Origin of the sequence: Mesorhizobium sp. B2-6-1 (genome assembly GCF_006440475.1) — a bacterium.
Taxonomy (GTDB): domain Bacteria; phylum Pseudomonadota; class Alphaproteobacteria; order Rhizobiales; family Rhizobiaceae; genus Mesorhizobium.
In genome coordinates, this window is sequence record NZ_VFUH01000010.1 from 132,548 (window position 1) to 150,494 (window position 17,947).

Genomic DNA, 17,947 nt, shown 5'->3' on the forward strand with positions numbered 1-17,947 from the left:
TGTTGTCCCGGTGGGTTTCGATCTGATCGCCCGTCGCAGTAGCCTTCTGCGCGCAATCGGGCTCGCGGCAGTTGCGCTGCTTTTCACTTTGACGGCAGCCGATGCCGAGCGCCGTACAGCGCTGGTACTTGGCAACTCCCAATATCTGCACGCCCCGGCACTCGCCAATCCGGTGCGCGACGCCAAAGCCATCGCCGAAAGCCTGAAAGATCTTGGTTTTGAAGTCGTTTCCGGCTTCGATCTGACCAAGTTGCAGACCCAGACGACAATAGCGCAGTTCGCAAAGCAGGTGCGCGGGGCGGACATCGCGCTTTTCTTCTATGCGGGCCATGGCTTGCAGGTTTCAGGCAGCAACTATCTTCTTCCGATCGATGCCGCCCTGGAGGACGAGACTTCGCTCGACTTCGAGGCGGTGCCTGTCGATTTCGTTCTGCGACAGATGTCTCGCGAGACCAGCATAAGGCTTATTTTCCTCGACGCCTGTCGCGACAATCCTCTAGCCGAGGTGCTGGCAAAGACCGCCGGCGTCAGGGGAGCAAAAAGCGGCCTTGCGGAAATCTCGATCGAGAATGGCGGTGCCGGTACGCTTGTCGCGTTCGCCACCAGTCCAAATCAGGTCGCCTACGACGGATCCGGCAAACATTCGCCGTTCACCTCGGCGTTGCTTGCGCACATTGGCGAGACAAATGTGTCCATCACTGAGGCGATGAACCGTGTTACCGCCGATGTGTTCAAGGCAACCGCTAGCAAGCAGCGCCCCTGGAGCAACGTCTCGCTGACCACCGAGGTCGTCCTGCACAAGGTTGATCTCAACGCACCGCTGATCGTCGGTGAGGCGGGCGTTCCCGGACCGCAAGGCGACTCGGATACGCGCAATGCCACTGCTAATCCGTCGAGCTCCGCCAATGACGCCCAACTCGCACTCAATGTGCTCCGTCAGAAAATCCCAAAACTCGCCTCTGACGACCCGATCTTTTTCGACGTTCCGATCGATTTCGGCGACCCCGAAATCGATGGGAAGAGTATTGCGGAGCTCATAAAAGGCGAGCCACGCTTCAGTCCGGTGGAGGGCCTCGACAATTCGGTATGGCAGGGCAAGCACTGCGACGGCTGCCATGAGTGGAACGAGACCCGACTGTGTGATCAGGCGAAGAATTTCGCCGCCAACGATGTCTCCGTTCTGCGCTTGCAGCATCCGCTTGGGACACGCTTCAAGGTGGCGCTCGCCAAATGGGCTCAAGGGGGTTGCAAGTAGGCGGGACGGAGGGCGTCCTCCAGTTCTGTGGGTGCCGGTCGTGTGGGCGAGTGCCCCTAAGATGCATCCGTTGACTGGTGGAGGGCCTCGATCTCGGCCATCTGGATACCGATTTCGACGAACGCCGACAGCACCGAGAAACGGTCCACGAGCGCCACGCGTGCCAGACCGGCCAGAATTCCGGCATTGATTGCATAGGCAGCAGGAGAATGCTGCAAATCCAGTGCCGGCATCGCGGCCACAGCTGACCGATCTTCACGCGATCCCGCAGCTAGGATAATCCAGCCGACCGGGGTCGTTGGCGATTTTGCCGCGGCGGCTCTGACGTCTGTTCGATGGCGGGGGCTGTCGGGTTCGCTCACCCAGTCGCGGACAAGACCGAGCAACCGGTGATCGGTCTCATCGAAGAGGTCGCTCAGATGGCTTAGGCATTCGTGGGCCCACCAGACTGCGGCCCGCTCGGGAAGCAGGTAGGCGCAAAATGTAATCGCTTCCTCAGGAATGCGCCCGGCGAGGAGGTCGCGGCAAAACGCGATCGAGTGCTGTTCGGTCGGAGGAGTGCGCATGTCCCTGGTGATAGCGGGACAAGCTGCGAAAAGATCCCGTGCCGTTTTGAATCGGAGCCCATGGGCCATGAACGCCGCGCTTTCATCGAGGAACTTTGGCCACTCAAGCCTCAGGCACGGCGCGGGTCAAGTCTCAAGCCGTGCCACGGCCAAAACAGTCGCGATGATCGCACCTCCAACGTTTGGCCACAGACAATTGCGCTGGAATTTGATATGTTCGCGGTCGATCAAAATCGGATACTCAAACAGGAGGAGCGCTATGCAGTGGAGTCGTTCAGCCTTTGTGTTGGCGGTCGTGTTTTTCTCGAACCATGCTTCCGCCGATCCGGCTCGGAAATCAGAAGACATCGTGAAGTTTTTTGCCGGCGCAGCCGATCTTGGCAAATCTCGAGGAATTTGTGTCGGTTCCGAAGAGGAGTGCAACAAGAGCAACACCAATGGGCAGCAGGAAGGCAGATCCAACCTCGACATGCTGATCAATTTCGGGCTGGATTCGGCCCAACTCGACGCAACCGCGCGCGCTGAGCTCGAAGAGTTCGCCAAGGCTTTGAAAGACAACCGGCTGAGCACGTTCAACTTCGTCGTCGAAGGCTACACCGATGCGACGGGCACGCTGCGCTACAACGAAGGTCTGTCACAACGAAGAGCGAAATCGGTGGCAGCTTTCCTGACGGCCAGCGGTGTCGAGGCCGCGCGCATCAACGCCGTCGGCATGGGCGAGAAGAACCCTCGCAACGCCAACCCGTACGATCCTGCCAACCGCCGCGTGGAAATGCGGATAAAAACGCAATAACCGTCGAAACTGCGCGGCAAACCGAGGGGGAACCCTTCTGCGCAAGAAACTCATGCCAGACCTGACGCTCAGAGCGTATTTGGGATCGAGCCCATGAGAGCAGTGATGGCCTGTTTGTATTTTTCGAACTCCGGCGACGTCTGACGGATTTCGGTGGTCGTTGTCTGTGACCCGGCGTCGGTTGCCAGATGAGTCAGCTTCTGGCCCATTTTTCTTTCGGCCCAGTCCACCACGTAGCTGGCTGTCTTGCCGGTGAGGAACGGGTTGGCCTGGATGACGGCCGACCCCAGGACAGCGCTCAGCTGCGCCGAACCTGATGCCGACAGAACCTGATGCGCGCCTTCCATTCCAAGGAAATGACAGAGATAGAGCCGGCCGGCCGTGATTTGGTGGCCGCGCTGGCGCAGGTAGGCCTCGCCTTCGCGCGCCAGGTTGCGCACCATCTCTCGCGAGATCGTGGCGTCGTAGCGCAGGGCGAGTAGGTCGTCGGTCGACAGCGTGCGTGCAAGCTCCGGGCGGTAGGTATTCATCATCCTGATCCAGGTCTTGGTTATGAACTGGCCGGCGCCCGTCGCGGAAGAATTAGGATTCTTGGCGCGAGCACTACCGCCACTTTCGACGTGAACGATGCGCTCGGTGAGCGTTTCGACCGCGGAATCGTTCGATGCGACCGCGGTAACCGTGCCCAAGGGGTCGATCGCCTCGCCGTTTTGGTAAAGCTCGAAATGCAGGTGAGGGCCGGTCGATAATCCGGTGGTGCCGATATAGCCGATGACGTCGCCTGCCTTGACCTTGGTGCCGACGCCGGCTTCGATTGCAAATTTCTGCATGTGCGCATAACGCGTCTCGCGGCCGTTTTTGTGCAAGATCTTGACCAGATTGCCGTAGCTTCCCCCATCGCCCTGGAAGGTGATCTCGCCATCGAAGGCGGCTGCGATCGGCGTGCCGACGGGTGCCGCCCAATCGACGCCCTTATGGATGCGCACGGTCCCCAGAATGGGGTGCTTTCGTGGTCCGAAGGTGGAGGTCATGACGCCATTCACCGGCGTGACCATGCCGTTGGTGACTGTCAGCGAGCGTACCTGATCGTCACCTGTAACACACGCAAACTGGCCGTCGCTTTGCTGGAAGACAAAACAGTCGAGGCTTTTCTCGCTCCCCTGCACGCCCACATACAGAACCCGTCCCGCGCCCTCGTCCTTGCCCCTGGGCGTCTGTGAATAGATCATCACCAGACGCTGGTCCTCGCTTGCAAAGGCGTCCAGATCCTGTCCTCTCGAAAGATACATGATCGCCTCGCCGATCACGCCGGTTGGAACATTGTTGCGGGCTGCCGTCGAATAGATGGCGTCGAGCAGACGATACTGTCGTTTATGCGTACCTTCTTCCTGTGCGCCCGAATAGTTGAACAGATCTTCGCGAACCCAGGGATCAACACCCGACACGAAGGCGCCCGCGCCGTTGCGCGTCAGCGTGCCGACGAACAGGTTCTTGGCGTAGATCGAAACCTGCATCAGGGACATTGCGCTCGTGTCGCGCGTCGGCCTGAACCCTCGCATCGCAACGACGTAACCCGCTGCCAGGCCGTCCCGGTGGAAAAGCACGCTCAGGGCCTCGCCTGCCAGCTTGGCATCCTGCGCGGAGAAGTGCGCATCCAACGCTACGCTGTCCAGACTGCGATCATTGAGAACCTTTACGAACGTGTCTTCGGTCGCCGCGAATCGCTGGTACTCATTGGTGACGGCTACGACGCTCGTGTTGTTCTCGATCTCGGTCTTCTGGAATGCCGGCAGGGCTGCATCGCCTGCATCGATCGTCTCACCCCATCCGGCTTCGGGATCGTCGCTGTCGGCTTTCTGACCGGAAGCCGCTTCAAGTTCCCTGGCGGGAGGCGAGGGTTGAAGATCGTTCTCCAGATCACCCGATGGCGCGGCAGCGGTTTTTCGTTGCGCTTGGAAGAATGCGAAATCCTCCTGCGTCGACGGTATCGTCGTCATGAATTTTTCGCTGGCGCTCAGCATGACGTCTGACAGGACTTCGAGCTGGGGAGAAACGTCGGCCTGATCGAGTTCTGCCGGACGCGGGACCACTCGGCCTTTGGTTGCGGCGCCGGCATCTGGCGCAAGGGTGATCCACATCGGGTCCCCCGCCAGATCGATCAGCGCTGGCACGTAGACGGATGCGTCGGCCGGCACATCGTCCGCCCCCTCGACCGCATGCAACTCCTCGTCTTCGTCGCCGAATGACCAATAGTCCGCGGTCAGGTAAAAACCGGCGGCCACGCAAAGCAGCACAGCCGAGGTCAAACCCACCATCAACCTACGCCATAGCGTGCGCCTGCGAAGGGCGGCGCGCGCCTGCTTCTTCTGTCTGAAGCTCGTGTCGATATGGTGTGTCACGGATTGCTTGCGGTCAGGAAGAAGGTCCACCGCACCTGTTCGAGGGTGTCGACTTCCAGAAACCGGGCGGTGATGTGGCCGCGCTGCCAGCATTCGTCACTGCCGCGGATCGAGAAACGTCGCCGTTCGATGCACATTTCGGTCAATCCGGCGAGGATGGCATGACCAAACACGTCAGTTGCATAGATGTAGACGTAGCGGTTGGTCAGTTCCTCCCGGATAACGTTCACGCATTGGTTTGCGCCGATGGTCCACCATCCATCGGTCTGGTCCGCATTGTCGACCTTCTGGCCGACGGCGAGATTGACGACATCGAGTGTCTGATTGCAGACCGTGAACTCGGCTCGCGCTTGGCTGGACAACAGCAGGGCGAGGGGAGCGCCCAAAATAATCGCGAGTTTCATGCGCGCCCTCGGGGCAGATAGGGCTGGAACCGGACCTGCTGCTTTTCGGGCAGGGCAGACCAAGCGGTCAAACACCAGCGGCGGCGTTCCATGCTAGGCCCACGCTATCCGCCGAGCCGGAAATACTTGGCAGTGGCTGAGAACCGAGATCCGTCGGTCTCGACTTCCTCGATGATTTTGGGCAACAGCGCCGAAGCCGGCGTGGGATCGGAGAAGGCAGCCGACTGAATGTCGCGAGGGCCCGTGATCACCAGTATTATCTGCGGCACGGACTTTCCAGCAGCCTTATCGGCCGCGCCGAGACCAATCGGGATCCTGAAGGTCGCCTTGTCCGACCCGGTGACGATGCGGTCGTCGAGATTGAACACCATTCCTTTGTGGTCGATCAGCAGAACGCTGGAGATGAGTCCTCTGCGCGTTACCAATGTACCGCTAATCGGCGTACCGTTCGGCACGGATGTTCGGTCGAGAACAAGCTGCGGCTGGTCGGCCGCGGTCTGTCCCAGAAAGCGCAGAAAATTGGTTACCTCGCATTGGCTTGGCTCAATGAGGCGGACGCTGATGTCTGGCTCGACATGGAATTTTGCCTGGAAATCGCCGAGCATGCGTTCGAATGGCTGGACGGCCGTGCCAAATCCTTCGATTGCGGCGGCCTTGTCGGTAGCAGATGTGACGGCGGCATAGAAACAGTCGCCGCCGCCGAAGGCGCGAACCCAGGCGACGCGTTGAGCGATATCGTCGACCGCCGGGGGGATCGCTGGTTTGGGCACGTTCAACGCTACAACGCGTTGGTTCGGCTGCTTGCCTGTCGGCAATGCAGAAATCTGGCTGTTGCCGTTGGCATCCACCGCTGAACCTGCATTCGATTTCAGTTCCGGGATTGGGGCGGCCGGCGGGCTGGCCCGTGGTTCGGGCTTTTTGGTCTCGACAACCTCCGTCTCAGCCGGCGGCGGAGTTTGGACCGTTTCGGCTTCTGGCGGGGTTGGAGCGGTCGTAGCGGGCGAAGTCGGCTTTTGCCTATCGCTGGCCGTCGTGTCGGGCTGGATTGCCGGCGATGCCCTTTCGGGCGGCGGCGCGTTCGTCGCGATTGGCTTCGGCGGCGCCTCGGTTCGTAGAGGTATGTCGACGGGCTTGGCCGACGGCAGTCTTTGAGCTGCCACAGCATGTGGCTTATCCTCGGCGGGCGGTGTGCCGGCCTGCGTTTCCGGCTGCGCCGGCGGAACAACCTTTGGCGGCTCGGGCGCGTTCGCTACATCCTGCGTAGCGGCGGGCTGTGACGTTTGGGGCGTGGGCTTTGCTGGCTCTGCCGCGGAAAGCGACGTCTTGCCGACAGTCGGCGTCGCGGGCGTCATGACGCCGCCCAGATAAAGGCCGCCTCCAGAGGCCACGGCTAGCGCCGCCAAGGCACAGAGCGCGATCGTTCGGGTCCTTGTGGATTTGCCAGGCACCTCGGCCATGGCCGTACGTGCAGCGCCGAGGGGGGGCGGGCGCGGCGGTCCAGACAAATGCGCGGGCCGCACATGCTGGACGAAGCGCGGCCTACCTGAACCCGTCGCGTCTGCGTCGTCGTGCCGCTCGACCTCATTCTTGCTGGCTGGAGCAGCGGCTTGCCCTATCGGCGGCAAACCCGGCCTAACGCGGGGTGTGAGGGAAGTCGGCGGGATTGTCTCCTCGTTGTCGTCACGTGTCATCCTGGCGATTTCGGCCATGCTGACGGGCCGGTCTCGCGGATCCGGTTGAAGCATGGCTTCGACAATGCCGCGAAAATCGTCATCGATATCGGAGAGATTAGGCACGGTCCGGCGCTTTTCGATGACTTCGAACTGCGAGCCGCTCATATCGACCGGCTTGCCGCGCAAGGCGGCAACCAATACCAGCCCAAGGCTGTAGATGTCGGACTGCTCTCTGACGTCGCCGCTGTAGAGCCCGAGTTGTTCGGGCGAAACATAGTTGTACTTTCCCGCGAACCTTCCGCCTATCAGGGTCTCTCCGCCCACCGTCGCCGAGCGTGCGATGCCGAAATCGATGATCTTCGCACGGTCAACCCGGTCCCCCGGCAGAATAATGTTATCCGGCGAGAGGTCGCGGTGTATTGCTCCGGCCTGGTGCACGGCGCTTAGACCGGAAGCGAGGCGATGGCACAGCTTTCGTACCTCTCCCGTCGGCATCGCCCCACGTCGCATGATGTCGAACAACGACGCTCCATCGACGAATTCCATGGCGAGGTAGGGACGACCGATCCCCGGATCGATCGTGAAGACGTGATAACGCACCACCGCGTCATGCGACAGGTGGTTCAGGATAGTTGCCTCTTTGCGAAACAGGGACAAGATCGTTTGGTCGCGCGCGAATTCCGGCAAAACGATCTTGATCGCAACGTGGTCGCCGGTCTGGATGTTGTGGCCCCGGTAGACTTCGCCCATGCCCCCGAATGCGATCCGCTCGTCAAGTTCGTAGATACCGCTCAGTTGCGTGCCCACGGCAGTGTTGGCCGCGCCTGGCGATATCCGCGTCTTGTCGTCGGCGCTCATCAGCCCCGCCCCCGCGCTTTGTACGCAGCTGGACGGGGCGACTGGCTATCGTATCCGCCCGCGACCCTGACAAGCACGATGGTCACATTGTCTGTTCCGCCACGCGCCAGAACCGTTTCCAGCAGGTTTTCACACGCCGACTGAGGTGTCGCGGACACTGTCGCAGCCTTGATCTCAGCATCAGTGACATGCGCCGTCAGGCCATCGGTGCTCAGCACAAAGATGTCCCCCGGCAGGATTTCACCTTGCTGGAAATCGATGACAATCTCGTCGCTGACGCCGACTGCCTGCGTAATGACATTGCGGCGCGGCCAGGTGAGCGCTTCGGCTTCGGTGAGCATGCCTTTATCGATGAGTTCCTGAACCTCAGTATGGTCCTTCGATATTTGCGAGATCGAGGCCTCGCGGATCAGATACACGCGGCTGTCACCAGCCCAGAGGCAGGCGAACCGCCCGTCTATGGCAAGCAGGGCGGCAAAAGTTGAGCCGATTGTTATCCCGCGAGACTGGGATATGCGGCGGATCTCGGCATTAGCCCTGCTCAGCCTGTCTTCGAAGCGCGCCCGAAGATCCGGTGCGGAGCTGGCAATCCCGATCGTTGCCAGATGATTGACGATACTGGCTGAAGCGACTTCTCCGGCGTCGTGACCACCCATCCCGTCGGCGACCAACCACAGGCCAGCCTGGGGCTCGACCAGGTAGTTGTCTTCATTGAGCTCCCGCACACAGCCTCTGTGGCTCACGCCGAAGCTTTCAATGGGAAGGGCGACATTGTTCAATTTGCCACCAAACGCTTCACCCAGCGTCCTCCGCGACGCGCCTTCGGGCGCGTTCGTGCCACTTTGCCACAGGCTCAAACATTAAAGTATCGAAAACTAAAATATGTGTGTGCCTGGTTTTGCGCTTCTGCGGCTTACTGCCCAGGATCATCTCAATCTCAGAACGCCTTGGGACAGGTGAACTCGGAAAGGGCAGGGAGCAGGAAGGGGTTGGTGCCGGACCCTGTCTGGATCGTGTAGGTGACGTCGCGCCCGCCGATCACGAAGTGGGCCTGCATGCTGCCCTCGTTGCCCGTGATAGCCGCCTTGTTCAGAAGCCGCGTCAAGGCCCACGGCCCTTCGAACGTGATGGCGGACTGGCGCCCTGGCATTTCTGGTGTCAGGCTGAGGCTCGCGGATGGGGTAGCCGTACCGGTCGGCCAAGTCACCGTGCTCGGCCCATTTCCGGTCTGGTTGCTCTGAACGGTCTGGCCATCGACATCAAGTACGGCCATGTCGGCATCGCCATGCAGCGAGAAGGGTGTGAAGGTGACGCTGACGGAGGGTACTGAAGCGCCCGATGGAAAAAAGGCAATGCGGATTTCCGCAGCCAACTGGAAGTCCTTCAAGGTCGATTTCGACAAGTTGCGTCCAAAGCGCGTATCCTGTTTCCAACGCCAGTCCTGGCCGGTCATGTCGGTCAGCGAGGCCAGATTTTGTGCAAAGAACCGGTCCATCAGTCCGCCTGGGGCGAACAGCTTCGCGAAATCGGCCATGGCGACGTCCTCGGTGCTGCTCCCGTCGAAGGGGTAACGGCCGTTGATCGCTGCCTCGCAGGGGGCTGTGACCGTCTGGTCGAGTATCTGGTTCAAGTTTGTCACCGAGGTTTCGGCGACGTTACCTTCGAACTCATCTGCCGTCGTGTTGACCATCCGGCCGAGTTGCTTGGGCAGACGCGAGACATTGGCGCGAAGGGTGGCAATCTGTAGCTGCAGATTACCGTTGAGCCGCTCCACCTGCGAAGGAACTTCGGTGGCCAGTCGCAGGCTTTGATAGATGTCGCTGAAGTTCTGGGTTAGTGCGTCGATCGGGCGATGTCCGGCGGGCCCGTTCACCAGGACCTGGAATGATTTGAATCGCGCTTCAATGTTCGCGCCCGGATTCAAGTTCTGTACGTCAGCGGGCTGTGCGCCGGCGCGGATTTGCGATTTGCCGTTGGCTATGTGTATGCCGATACGGGCTAAGCCCTTGGCTAATTCTGCGGCGCTGCGTTGCTGGTTTTGAGCCGCGGATTCTGTCTCGGCGCCAGGACCGTCACCTAGGTCCCGTGTCAGCGCCGTCTCGTTGGCGATCGCCGAAAACAGCCGCTTTATCGGCGAACTGGGGGAGGCAGCGGCTGAAAGCGCGGTATAGTGCGGCTTGTCTGTCAGCATCGCCTTGAATTTCAACTGGTCGAGAACGCTGTTCCACGCCGCGGCGAACGCCTTGCCGTAGCGATCGAGAAGTTCGGGGCCGAGCCTGAGCAATTGCTGATCGATGTCGCCTTGCTCTCCGCCACCACCGAGAACCCACTGCTCGTCGACGAGCATCTGCGCAATGCGCGAGAGTTGGGCAAGGTAGAACCTGTTGAAGCCGGCATTAGTGTAGAGACCGGGAACACGAAGGTCCGCCAGATCGCTGCCATCGATACGTTCGAACAGCAGTTGCGCTTCGGGACCACCTTGCTGGGAAATGGAAAAGTCCTCCAGCGCCGCCGCGTAGATCGCCGACTTGATCAAAGCGGTCGCTCGATCGGCAAGGCTCATGCGTTCGAGAGAGCGTTGTGCGGCTTCAACAAGTGGCTGGTTCAGTTCGAAAACGGGGTCATAGGCGTCGTCCAAGGCGAGCATGGCGCGCAGGTGCTTTTCGAGGTGCGCTCGTCCCTCGCGGTTGTTTTCGCCCGGGTATCGGTTCTGTTCCCAATCCTGCTTCATCCAGGAAACGATCAGCGCGTCATCGACCTTCGGCGCCTTGCCACCAAGCATGAGGTAGATTTTCAACGGCTCGTAGAGTGCGGCGGGATCGCCCATCTTGGCTTGGATCGTTCGCTCGGCCTGGATCAGCAGGCGCGAGCGCAACATGCGTTCCAGGCCTTTCCGATAAGCGGTCCGGGACGCGGAAAGAAGCCTTTCCCGCTGACTGAGGCCGAACGTCTCCCCGATCGGTGTCGCTAGCTCAGCGGCTTCGAACCCGGCCGGCAGGTCGCGCAACTGGTCGAGCGGGCCGATGACGTTTTCAAGGTCCACATCGGTAACCGTGGCCGCCTTGAGCAGCGTTTCCGCCGTCGCGCGATACTGGCCCATGGCAACCGTTGCGGACGCGATCAGCGAGCGGTTGGCCGCGAAGCTCAGAGCGAGCGTACCGAGTGCGGCAGCAGCGATCAGCGCTATCGTACCGAGGCCGCCAAATCTGGCCACCGCCGCCCGCCTCGCAGCTGATTTGTCATACGAAACCCATCCCGATTCGGCAAAAATGACGTCCGTCAGCAGATCATGCAAAAAGAAGCTTTTGCCGGTTCCGGAAAGATGCGGGCGGGAATTGCCCCCGAAATTGCGGCCGATTGCGCCCAGCACCTGATCGATGGGCGTTCCCTCTTGCGTGCCTGACGAAAAATAGAGTCCACGCAGGCTGGCGTTCACCTGGCTGCGGGACGGGTCGAATAGACCGGCGACAAAACTGGTTATGCGCCCCCTCAGCGCGCCGAACTGAGCCGGAAAGCCGAAGATGGAGATGCGCGTGACCGGATCAGCCTCTTCCTGGAGGCGGTCGGCCATCTCGTCCGCGAGTCGTTCCGCCAGCCCATCGAGTTCGGCAGGAGCCGCGGCGGCCATGTTCCTATCGCGCTCCGCCGTCTGGAATGTCGTGCCCCATACCTTGCGTCTGCGCGCCTCGTCGAAACCGCCGAAATAATCCGTGAACCCTGAAACCAGATCGGCCTTGGTGAAAAGCAGATAGACGGGAAACTGGATCTTCAGCGTCTCGTGAATTTCTCTCAGGCGGCTGCGTATCTCGACGATGTGGGCATCAAGCTGCTGATCATCGAAGCTCATCACATCGGCAAGGCTGATGGCCAGGATGACGCCGTTTATCGGTTGTCTGGTGCGGTACCTCTTGAGCAGTGACAGGAATGCGAGCCAGCTCTTCTTGTCAATCTCGGGATTGGAGTCCTGCGTCGTATAACGACCTGCGGTGTCGATCAGCACGGCCTGATCGGTAAACCACCAGTCGCAGGCACGTGTTCCGCCAACACCGGCCACCGGTTGGGCGTCCCCCGAACCGGCAAGCGGAAAATTCAGGCCTGAATTGACCAGAGCCGTTGTCTTGCCGGCACCCGGCGGGCCGATGACAACGTACCAGGGGATCTCATAGAGAAAGTTGCGCTTGCCGCTCGACCGTTTGAGCGCCGCCACGGCCTCATTCATCCGCGCTTCGAGCACCCGAGAATCGTCATCGCAGTCGTCATTGTGAGCAACGACGGCTTCGAGCGCTTTTTGCGCCTTCCTCGCTTTCCAGAAACGCAGCGCGTAAAAAAGCGCCAGCAGCGCGAGGATCACACCAATGATCGTCGCGCGCAGCCACCCAGGTCCGAGCGGCCGGATGTCGGCGAAGCGGATCAATGGCCCGCCAAACCACACTGCCGCGGCGAAGCCGGCCAGCGCGATCACGCTGAATATCCGCAACAGCCAACGCGTCATGGGTGGTTCCAGCGGGCCGTGCTCACAGTGTTTCCTCCCTGGGGATCATCACATCGACACGGCGGTTCTTGGCGCGGCCATCCGGTGTCGCATTGTCGGCGATTGGCTCGTCCTCGCCCTTGCCCTCGACCGTCAGTCGCGAGGGATCGCTGAATTTCACTGCCATCAACACTTCGACTGCCTTCGCCCGGGCGACGGAAAGGTCGAAGTTGGATTTGAACGCGCTCGACTTTCGTGGTTTCACATTGTCCGTGTGGCCGACGATCCGGATTGGTCCAGGCTCGTGTTCCAGAGCCGCGGCGATGTCGGTGGCAATGGGCTGGAATTCCGGCCTCGCCTCGGCCCTGCCGGACTGGAACAGCAGGAGATTGTTGATCTCCACGACGATGAAGTCGCCCTTGGTGCCGATGGTCAGCCCGCCGCCTTCGAGATCCTTGGCCAATGCCGCACGAATACGATCAATCTGCGCGGTGGCCGCTGGTGGGGTGACTTTCGCCGGCTCAGCCAACGGCGCCACGCCGGCGCGTTCTATGACGACTGGTGTTAATGGGTCGAGCGCCAGCAATTCACCCGCGACCGCCTCACCTTCATTGGTGATGAAGACCCGCAATGCGAAGAACGCCGCTGTCAGCAACGCGGTCGCCGCTGCCGCGACGACCCAAAGCGGCAGGCGGGCGGAGGACTGCGCCATCGTCGCCGCTAGGCCCTGCCAATGCGGCGAGATGTCTCCACCGGAACGCGGCCTGAAATAGCGAAGCGTCTCGTAGACGTCGCGACGAACGCGTTCGAGATTGTTGTCTTGTCGCGTCACGCCTCGATACTGGCCTTCGAAACCCAGCGACAGGCAGGCATGCATCAGTTCGAGCAGATCGTAGTGTTTTTCGGGACTGGCCAGGATCTTGTTCAGCGCTTCGTAGAAGCCGGTGCCGGTGGGCTCGAGGTGAAAGAATTGCCGCAGCATCCCGTGTGGCGCCCAGGCGTCAGTCCTGGGCCACGGCAGGTTACCGATGAGATCGTCGGCGGTTTCGCAGAGGGCGAATTTCGCAATCCGGGCATCCTCTTCGGCAACGCCTGACTTCTCAACTATCCGGTCGAATTTCTCAATCGCCTCCATGACATGTCGCGCCAATGGCGCCGCCTGTCTTTCAACGGGCAAGAGCCTGAGCTGTCCGAGCAGCATCAGCAAAGGTGCCGCCGCGGCGAGAATGGGGTTTGCCGCGGCGTATTTGATGCCGCTCCCGGCGTTGAATAGGCTTTCCTGCTCGATGCCTGTCCTCGGCGCAGTCCCAGCAGAGCCTGTCGGCGCACCAACATCGCCGGGGCCACCTTGATAAATCACGGTTCCGGATGCCCAGCCTGGCGACCACCCGCCGCCTGGATCGAACACCGTCGAATCCTTGACTGGAGAGGACTGGCCTCTGTCCGCGAAGGGCAGCTCGGGAATTAGCGTCGATTTTTGCTTGCTCCGCGGATTTGCGCGAATGACCGTCTTGCCCGCCGGGCCGAAGGGGTCGTCCTTCGAACTCATCGCAGATCGTCCGTGCAGGCGGGGCGCCGGCGATGGGGTGAGATGGGCGCAGAACGGTTTCCAGTCGGGTAAAGGAAAAACAGCCGCTGCCGGCCGTGGCAGTGGCTAGAAGATGCTATCCCGCCGTGGCATGACATTTGCCGCAGACCCCCAGCTTAATGAGTCTTACCCGCTTGGCGAACTGTCTTATGCGATCGTAATCTCAGAAATCGTCGATTGGAACCGGCCGCCGGCGTCAGCGAGACTTTTCTTCGCCGACTGCCGTGCCATGCATTTTTGGCCATACGTTTCCCGGGGCCGTGCCTTCCTGGGACCTCCTATTTCTGCTTGCCGGCCTTGGCGTAGGCCTCGCTGAAATAGGCCAGGAATATATCAAGCATGCCGTTTTCATGTGCCTCCTCCATGGTCCGCCATGTCGCGACATAGACGTCCCAGGCTTGGCTCTTCTTCTTCGTAAACGAGGTAGGCGGGAGTTTCCTGCCGATCGCCTCGGGCGACAGGTCGTCAAGCAGCCGGGAGAGCGCGGTTTGCATCGCGGTATAAGTGGCAAACTCGTGAGTCTTGAGATCGCGGAATGCATCTTCGATGCTGCGCCTGGCATCAAGATAGCCGGTCCTGCGCCGGGCGAACATGATTTCCAGGATGTCGTCGGTTCCTGGAACGAACTTCATCGGATTGTTGTCGGCGGCGCTGATCATCGTTCGCTGTGTGCTTTTGGCCAACATTTTCGCGGCCGCGCGTGCTTTCAGCAGCAGGGTCAGCTCCTCGACCACGTCCCGCAAGACCGCGCCGATTTCGGCGGCAACTTCATGGGGGTCGCGCGATTGAAGCAATTCCGGCGAAATGCCGGCTGCGATCGCGATCTCCCGCAGCACCTCGTCCCTGGTTGAGGGCAGGGCAGGCGACGAGAATGTCGGCGCGGAACTGCGCTGTGCGGACCGTTGCTGCGCGGGCTCGAAGAAAGGCCCATCTCCGAATTCCAGCGGCCGGCCTGTCGCGACCGGCGTTTCCCGCTGTGTCGAATCGCGGCTGGGGTGGTCTGCCGTGGCGCGCTCTTCTTCGACCGATACTAAGACGACATAGCGGCCGATCAGCATCCGGTCGCCATCGACCAGCCGATGCGGGCCGCTCATGCGCTGGCTCGATCCATTGATGAAGGTCCCGTTGCGCGAGATGTCGTACAGCCAGAACGCGCCCGCCTCGTATCGAACCTCGCAGTGCCGACCCGAGATGAACTTGTCGGGGTCGGGCAAGGTCCAGTCACAAGCATCGCGCCCGATTTCGAAGCCGCTATCACGCGCCACGTAGCTGGTCGAGGTGCCAGCGAGCAGGGCGTCGACATTGTTGATCCGCAGACTGATGTACATCCAAGATCGCCGTCGATCGTTGATCGATACTCCAACATTCTAGCAGCTTGCAGGCAAAACAGGACAGCGGCGTTTCAAGCCGACGAGTCGACGGATAAGATTCTGTCGCCCGCCTGTCCTCTTTGGTCAGCGGGAAAACATGTGGTAGGCTAAACATGGCCTGGCGTGGCGGATTTGGAAAGTTCCTGAACGTAACACCGCTAATGACACCGTTGATATAGCGGGAACTTCAAATCCATCACATTGGCGGCCGCGTCCAGGAGGGGGCTCGACCCATGCCGAATGAACGTGCCACCGTTGTCCGCACACCGGTTGGCTCCGATTTGCTGACCTTCACGCATCTTGTCGGACGCGATGAGATCAGCCGTTGCTTTGCCTACACGGTCGGGTTCGTGAGCACAGACTCCGATATCGACCCGTTGAAGATGCTGGGCGGGCCTGTCTCGATCGAAGGTGAATCCGATCCAAAGCGCTGGCTCAGTGGAATCGTATCGGAGTTTCGGCTCACCCGCATGGAGGACCGGCTGGCCTACTACGAGGCCGTCATCAGGCCGTGGCTCTGGTTTCTCGGCAACACCACAGATTGCTATATTTTCCAGAACAAGAGCGTCGTTGACATCGTCAAGGATGTCTTCAAGAAATACGGTATCTCAGAATTCGATCTACGCCTGCAAGGGTCCTATCCGGCGCGTGAATATTGCGTGCAATACGACGAGACCGATCTGGACTTTGTGCAGCGGCTGCTGGAGCACGAAGGCATCTTCTATTTCTTCGAGCACGATGACGGCAAGCATACGCTTGTCCTGGCTGACGCGATGAGCAAGCTGAAGCCTGCGCCGGGCTACGAGAAAGTGCTCTATAACTTTGAAGGTCAGGGCTCCCGGCGCGACGTCGAATACATCACCGAATGGATAGCGGGCAGCTCGGTGCGCCCAGGCGCCTATGCCCACACCGATTATGATTTCAAGAAGCCGGGCGCCGACCTCATGGCCAAGTCGGCCCAGCCGTTCAGTCACAAACTGTCCGCGGGTGAGAACTACCGCCAGCCGGGCGCGCATCTCGAAGTAAGCCGGGGCGACAGCCTGGCTTCGATCCGGCGCGAGGAGATCCAGGCCTTGCACCAGCGCATCGCCGCGGCCGGCACCGTGCGCGGCTTGTATTCCGGCTGCACGTTCAAGCTGGACGGTTTTCCGCGCGAAGACCAGAACCAGGAATATCTGGTGGTCAGCGCCGAATACAGGCTGTTTGACCCCGGCTATAGAGCCCAGGCCGACGTCGAAAGCGAGAGTTTCAAAGTGGTCCTCGGTGTGGCGCCGACAGCCTTGCCCTATCGCCCGCCGCGGACCACGCCACGACCGATCATGCGCGGCCCGCAGACGGCGACGGTGGTCGGTCCATTCGGCGAGGAGATATTCACCGACAAATATGCGCGGGTGAAGGTCCAGTTTCATTGGGACCGCGTCGGCAAGAAGGACCAGAACAGTTCCTGTTTCGTACGGGTGTCGCAGAGCTGGGCCGGCAGTGGCTGGGGGTTCATCCAGATACCGCGCATCGGCCAGGAGGTCATCGTCGACTTCATCGAAGGCGACCCGGACCTGCCGATCATCACCGGCCGGGTCTACAATGCCTCGCAGATGCCGCCCTACGGCCTGCCTGGCAACGCCACACAATCGGGCTGGAAGTCGGATTCTTCCAAAGGCGGTGGCGGCTACAACGAACTGATGTTCGAGGATAAGGCCGGCTCCGAACTGGTCAATTTCCAGGCGCAGAAGGATCACAACCTTCTGATCAAGCATGACCGCACAAAGCTGGTCCAGCACGATCAGTCCGACCGCATTGACCACGACGCCAAACACTCCGTCGGCCACAACCTCGACGAGGACGTCGGCAACAACAAGACGGTCAAGATCGGCGTCGACCAGACCACCAACATCGGCTCGAACGACACCGAGACAGTGGGCGCCAACCGCTCGCTGACAGTCATGGCCAACGAGACCATTCATGTCGTGTCGAACTCGACGGAAAACATCGACGCCAATCATTCTCAGACAGTGGGGATTGTACAGACGGTGAGCGTTGGCGCGGCGCGTGTCGATTCGGTCGGAGCATCCGAGACGCGAAGCGTCGGCGGCCCGCAGACAAACACGATTGGCGCGACACGGTCTGTGACAGTTGGGGCAGCGCAGGACCACAGCATAGGAGCGAGCGACAGCTGGCAGATCGCCTCCGACCAGAGCGTGTCCATAGGCGGCGGCCATACCGAGAGTATCGCGAAGGATCAAGGCTCGACGGTCGGCGGCGGACGCACCGCTTCGGTGGGCAAGGACGATTCCACATCCGTGGCCGGCGCGCATTCGCTTTCCGTCGGCAAAGACAGTGCCATTTCGGTCACCGGCAATGGCACGATCAAAATCGGCAAGAAGCTGGTGATAGACGCAGGCGACGAGATCCTGATCCAGACTGGATCGGCAAAGATCATGATGAAGAAAGACGGCACGATCGGCATTGAGGGCAAGGACATTTCGGTCAAGGCGTCGGGCAAGATCAGCATCAAAGCATCGAGCGATATCACCATGAAGGGCTCGAAGATCAGCGAGAATTGAGGGTGCAGC

General features: G+C 60.6%; 11 protein-coding genes. 3 read left to right on the top strand and 8 right to left on the bottom strand.

Features of this window, described 5'->3' with window-relative positions; translation table 11 throughout:
- Positions 1–10: 10 nt before the first annotated feature.
- Positions 11–1,255 (top strand): caspase domain-containing protein, encoded by a 1,245-nt coding sequence (locus FJ443_RS20735; RefSeq protein ID WP_140515089.1) that lies wholly within the window; start codon positions 11–13, stop codon positions 1,253–1,255.
- Positions 1,256–1,311: 56 nt separating this feature from the next.
- Here FJ443_RS20735 and FJ443_RS20740 read toward each other — a convergent pair whose 3' ends face one another.
- On the bottom strand, positions 1,312–1,821 hold the full coding sequence (locus FJ443_RS20740) for a hypothetical protein (RefSeq protein WP_224519101.1): 510 nt from the start codon (positions 1,819–1,821) through the stop codon (positions 1,312–1,314).
- A gap of 259 nt (positions 1,822–2,080) precedes the next feature.
- Here FJ443_RS20740 and FJ443_RS20745 point away from each other — a divergent pair, with 259 nt between their 5' ends.
- Positions 2,081–2,614 carry an OmpA family protein gene (locus FJ443_RS20745; RefSeq protein ID WP_140498307.1) on the top strand — a complete coding sequence of 178 codons (534 nt, stop codon included), beginning with the start codon at positions 2,081–2,083 and terminating at the stop codon, positions 2,612–2,614.
- Between the two features lie 68 nt (positions 2,615–2,682).
- On the opposite strand, the gene FJ443_RS20750 is transcribed toward FJ443_RS20745, so the two are convergent.
- From FJ443_RS20750 to tagH, 7 genes are all read right to left on the bottom strand, one after another.
- Positions 2,683–5,013 carry a M23 family metallopeptidase gene (locus FJ443_RS20750; protein WP_140557343.1) on the bottom strand — a complete coding sequence of 777 codons (2,331 nt, stop codon included), beginning with the start codon at positions 5,011–5,013 and terminating at the stop codon, positions 2,683–2,685.
- The gene (locus FJ443_RS20755) at positions 5,010–5,417 is read right to left on the bottom strand and encodes a DUF1036 domain-containing protein (protein WP_181165311.1); all 408 of its coding nucleotides are present in this window, start codon (positions 5,415–5,417) and stop codon (positions 5,010–5,012) included. The genes FJ443_RS20750 and FJ443_RS20755 overlap by 4 nt, the downstream gene beginning before the upstream one ends.
- 104 nt (positions 5,418–5,521) lie before the next feature.
- Positions 5,522–7,948, bottom strand: coding sequence for a serine/threonine-protein kinase (locus tag FJ443_RS20760; protein ID WP_140665640.1), 2,427 nt, complete (start codon positions 7,946–7,948; stop codon positions 5,522–5,524).
- Complete coding sequence (locus FJ443_RS20765) at positions 7,948–8,727, bottom strand: protein phosphatase 2C domain-containing protein (RefSeq protein ID WP_140498305.1); 780 nt, start codon at positions 8,725–8,727, stop codon at positions 7,948–7,950. Before FJ443_RS20765 ends, FJ443_RS20760 begins: the two co-directional genes overlap by 1 nt.
- A 158-nt stretch (positions 8,728–8,885) precedes the next feature.
- On the bottom strand, positions 8,886–12,440 hold the full coding sequence (tssM, locus tag FJ443_RS20770; RefSeq protein WP_140665643.1) for a type VI secretion system membrane subunit TssM: 3,555 nt from the start codon (positions 12,438–12,440) through the stop codon (positions 8,886–8,888).
- Positions 12,441–12,462: 22 nt separating this feature from the next.
- A complete protein-coding gene (tssL, locus tag FJ443_RS20775; protein ID WP_140665646.1) occupies positions 12,463–13,968 on the bottom strand; it encodes a type VI secretion system protein TssL, long form in 1,506 nt (501 codons plus the stop codon).
- Between the two features lie 317 nt (positions 13,969–14,285).
- Positions 14,286–15,335: a type VI secretion system-associated FHA domain protein TagH gene (gene tagH / locus FJ443_RS20780; RefSeq protein WP_140498302.1), complete on the bottom strand. Its 1,050-nt coding sequence runs from the start codon at positions 15,333–15,335 to the stop codon at positions 14,286–14,288.
- 275 nt (positions 15,336–15,610) lie between these two features.
- On the opposite strand from tagH, the gene tssI reads away from it, so the two are divergent.
- The gene (gene tssI, locus FJ443_RS20785; RefSeq protein WP_140665649.1) at positions 15,611–17,938 is read left to right on the top strand and encodes a type VI secretion system tip protein TssI/VgrG; all 2,328 of its coding nucleotides are present in this window, start codon (positions 15,611–15,613) and stop codon (positions 17,936–17,938) included.
- Positions 17,939–17,947: the final 9 nt, after the last annotated feature.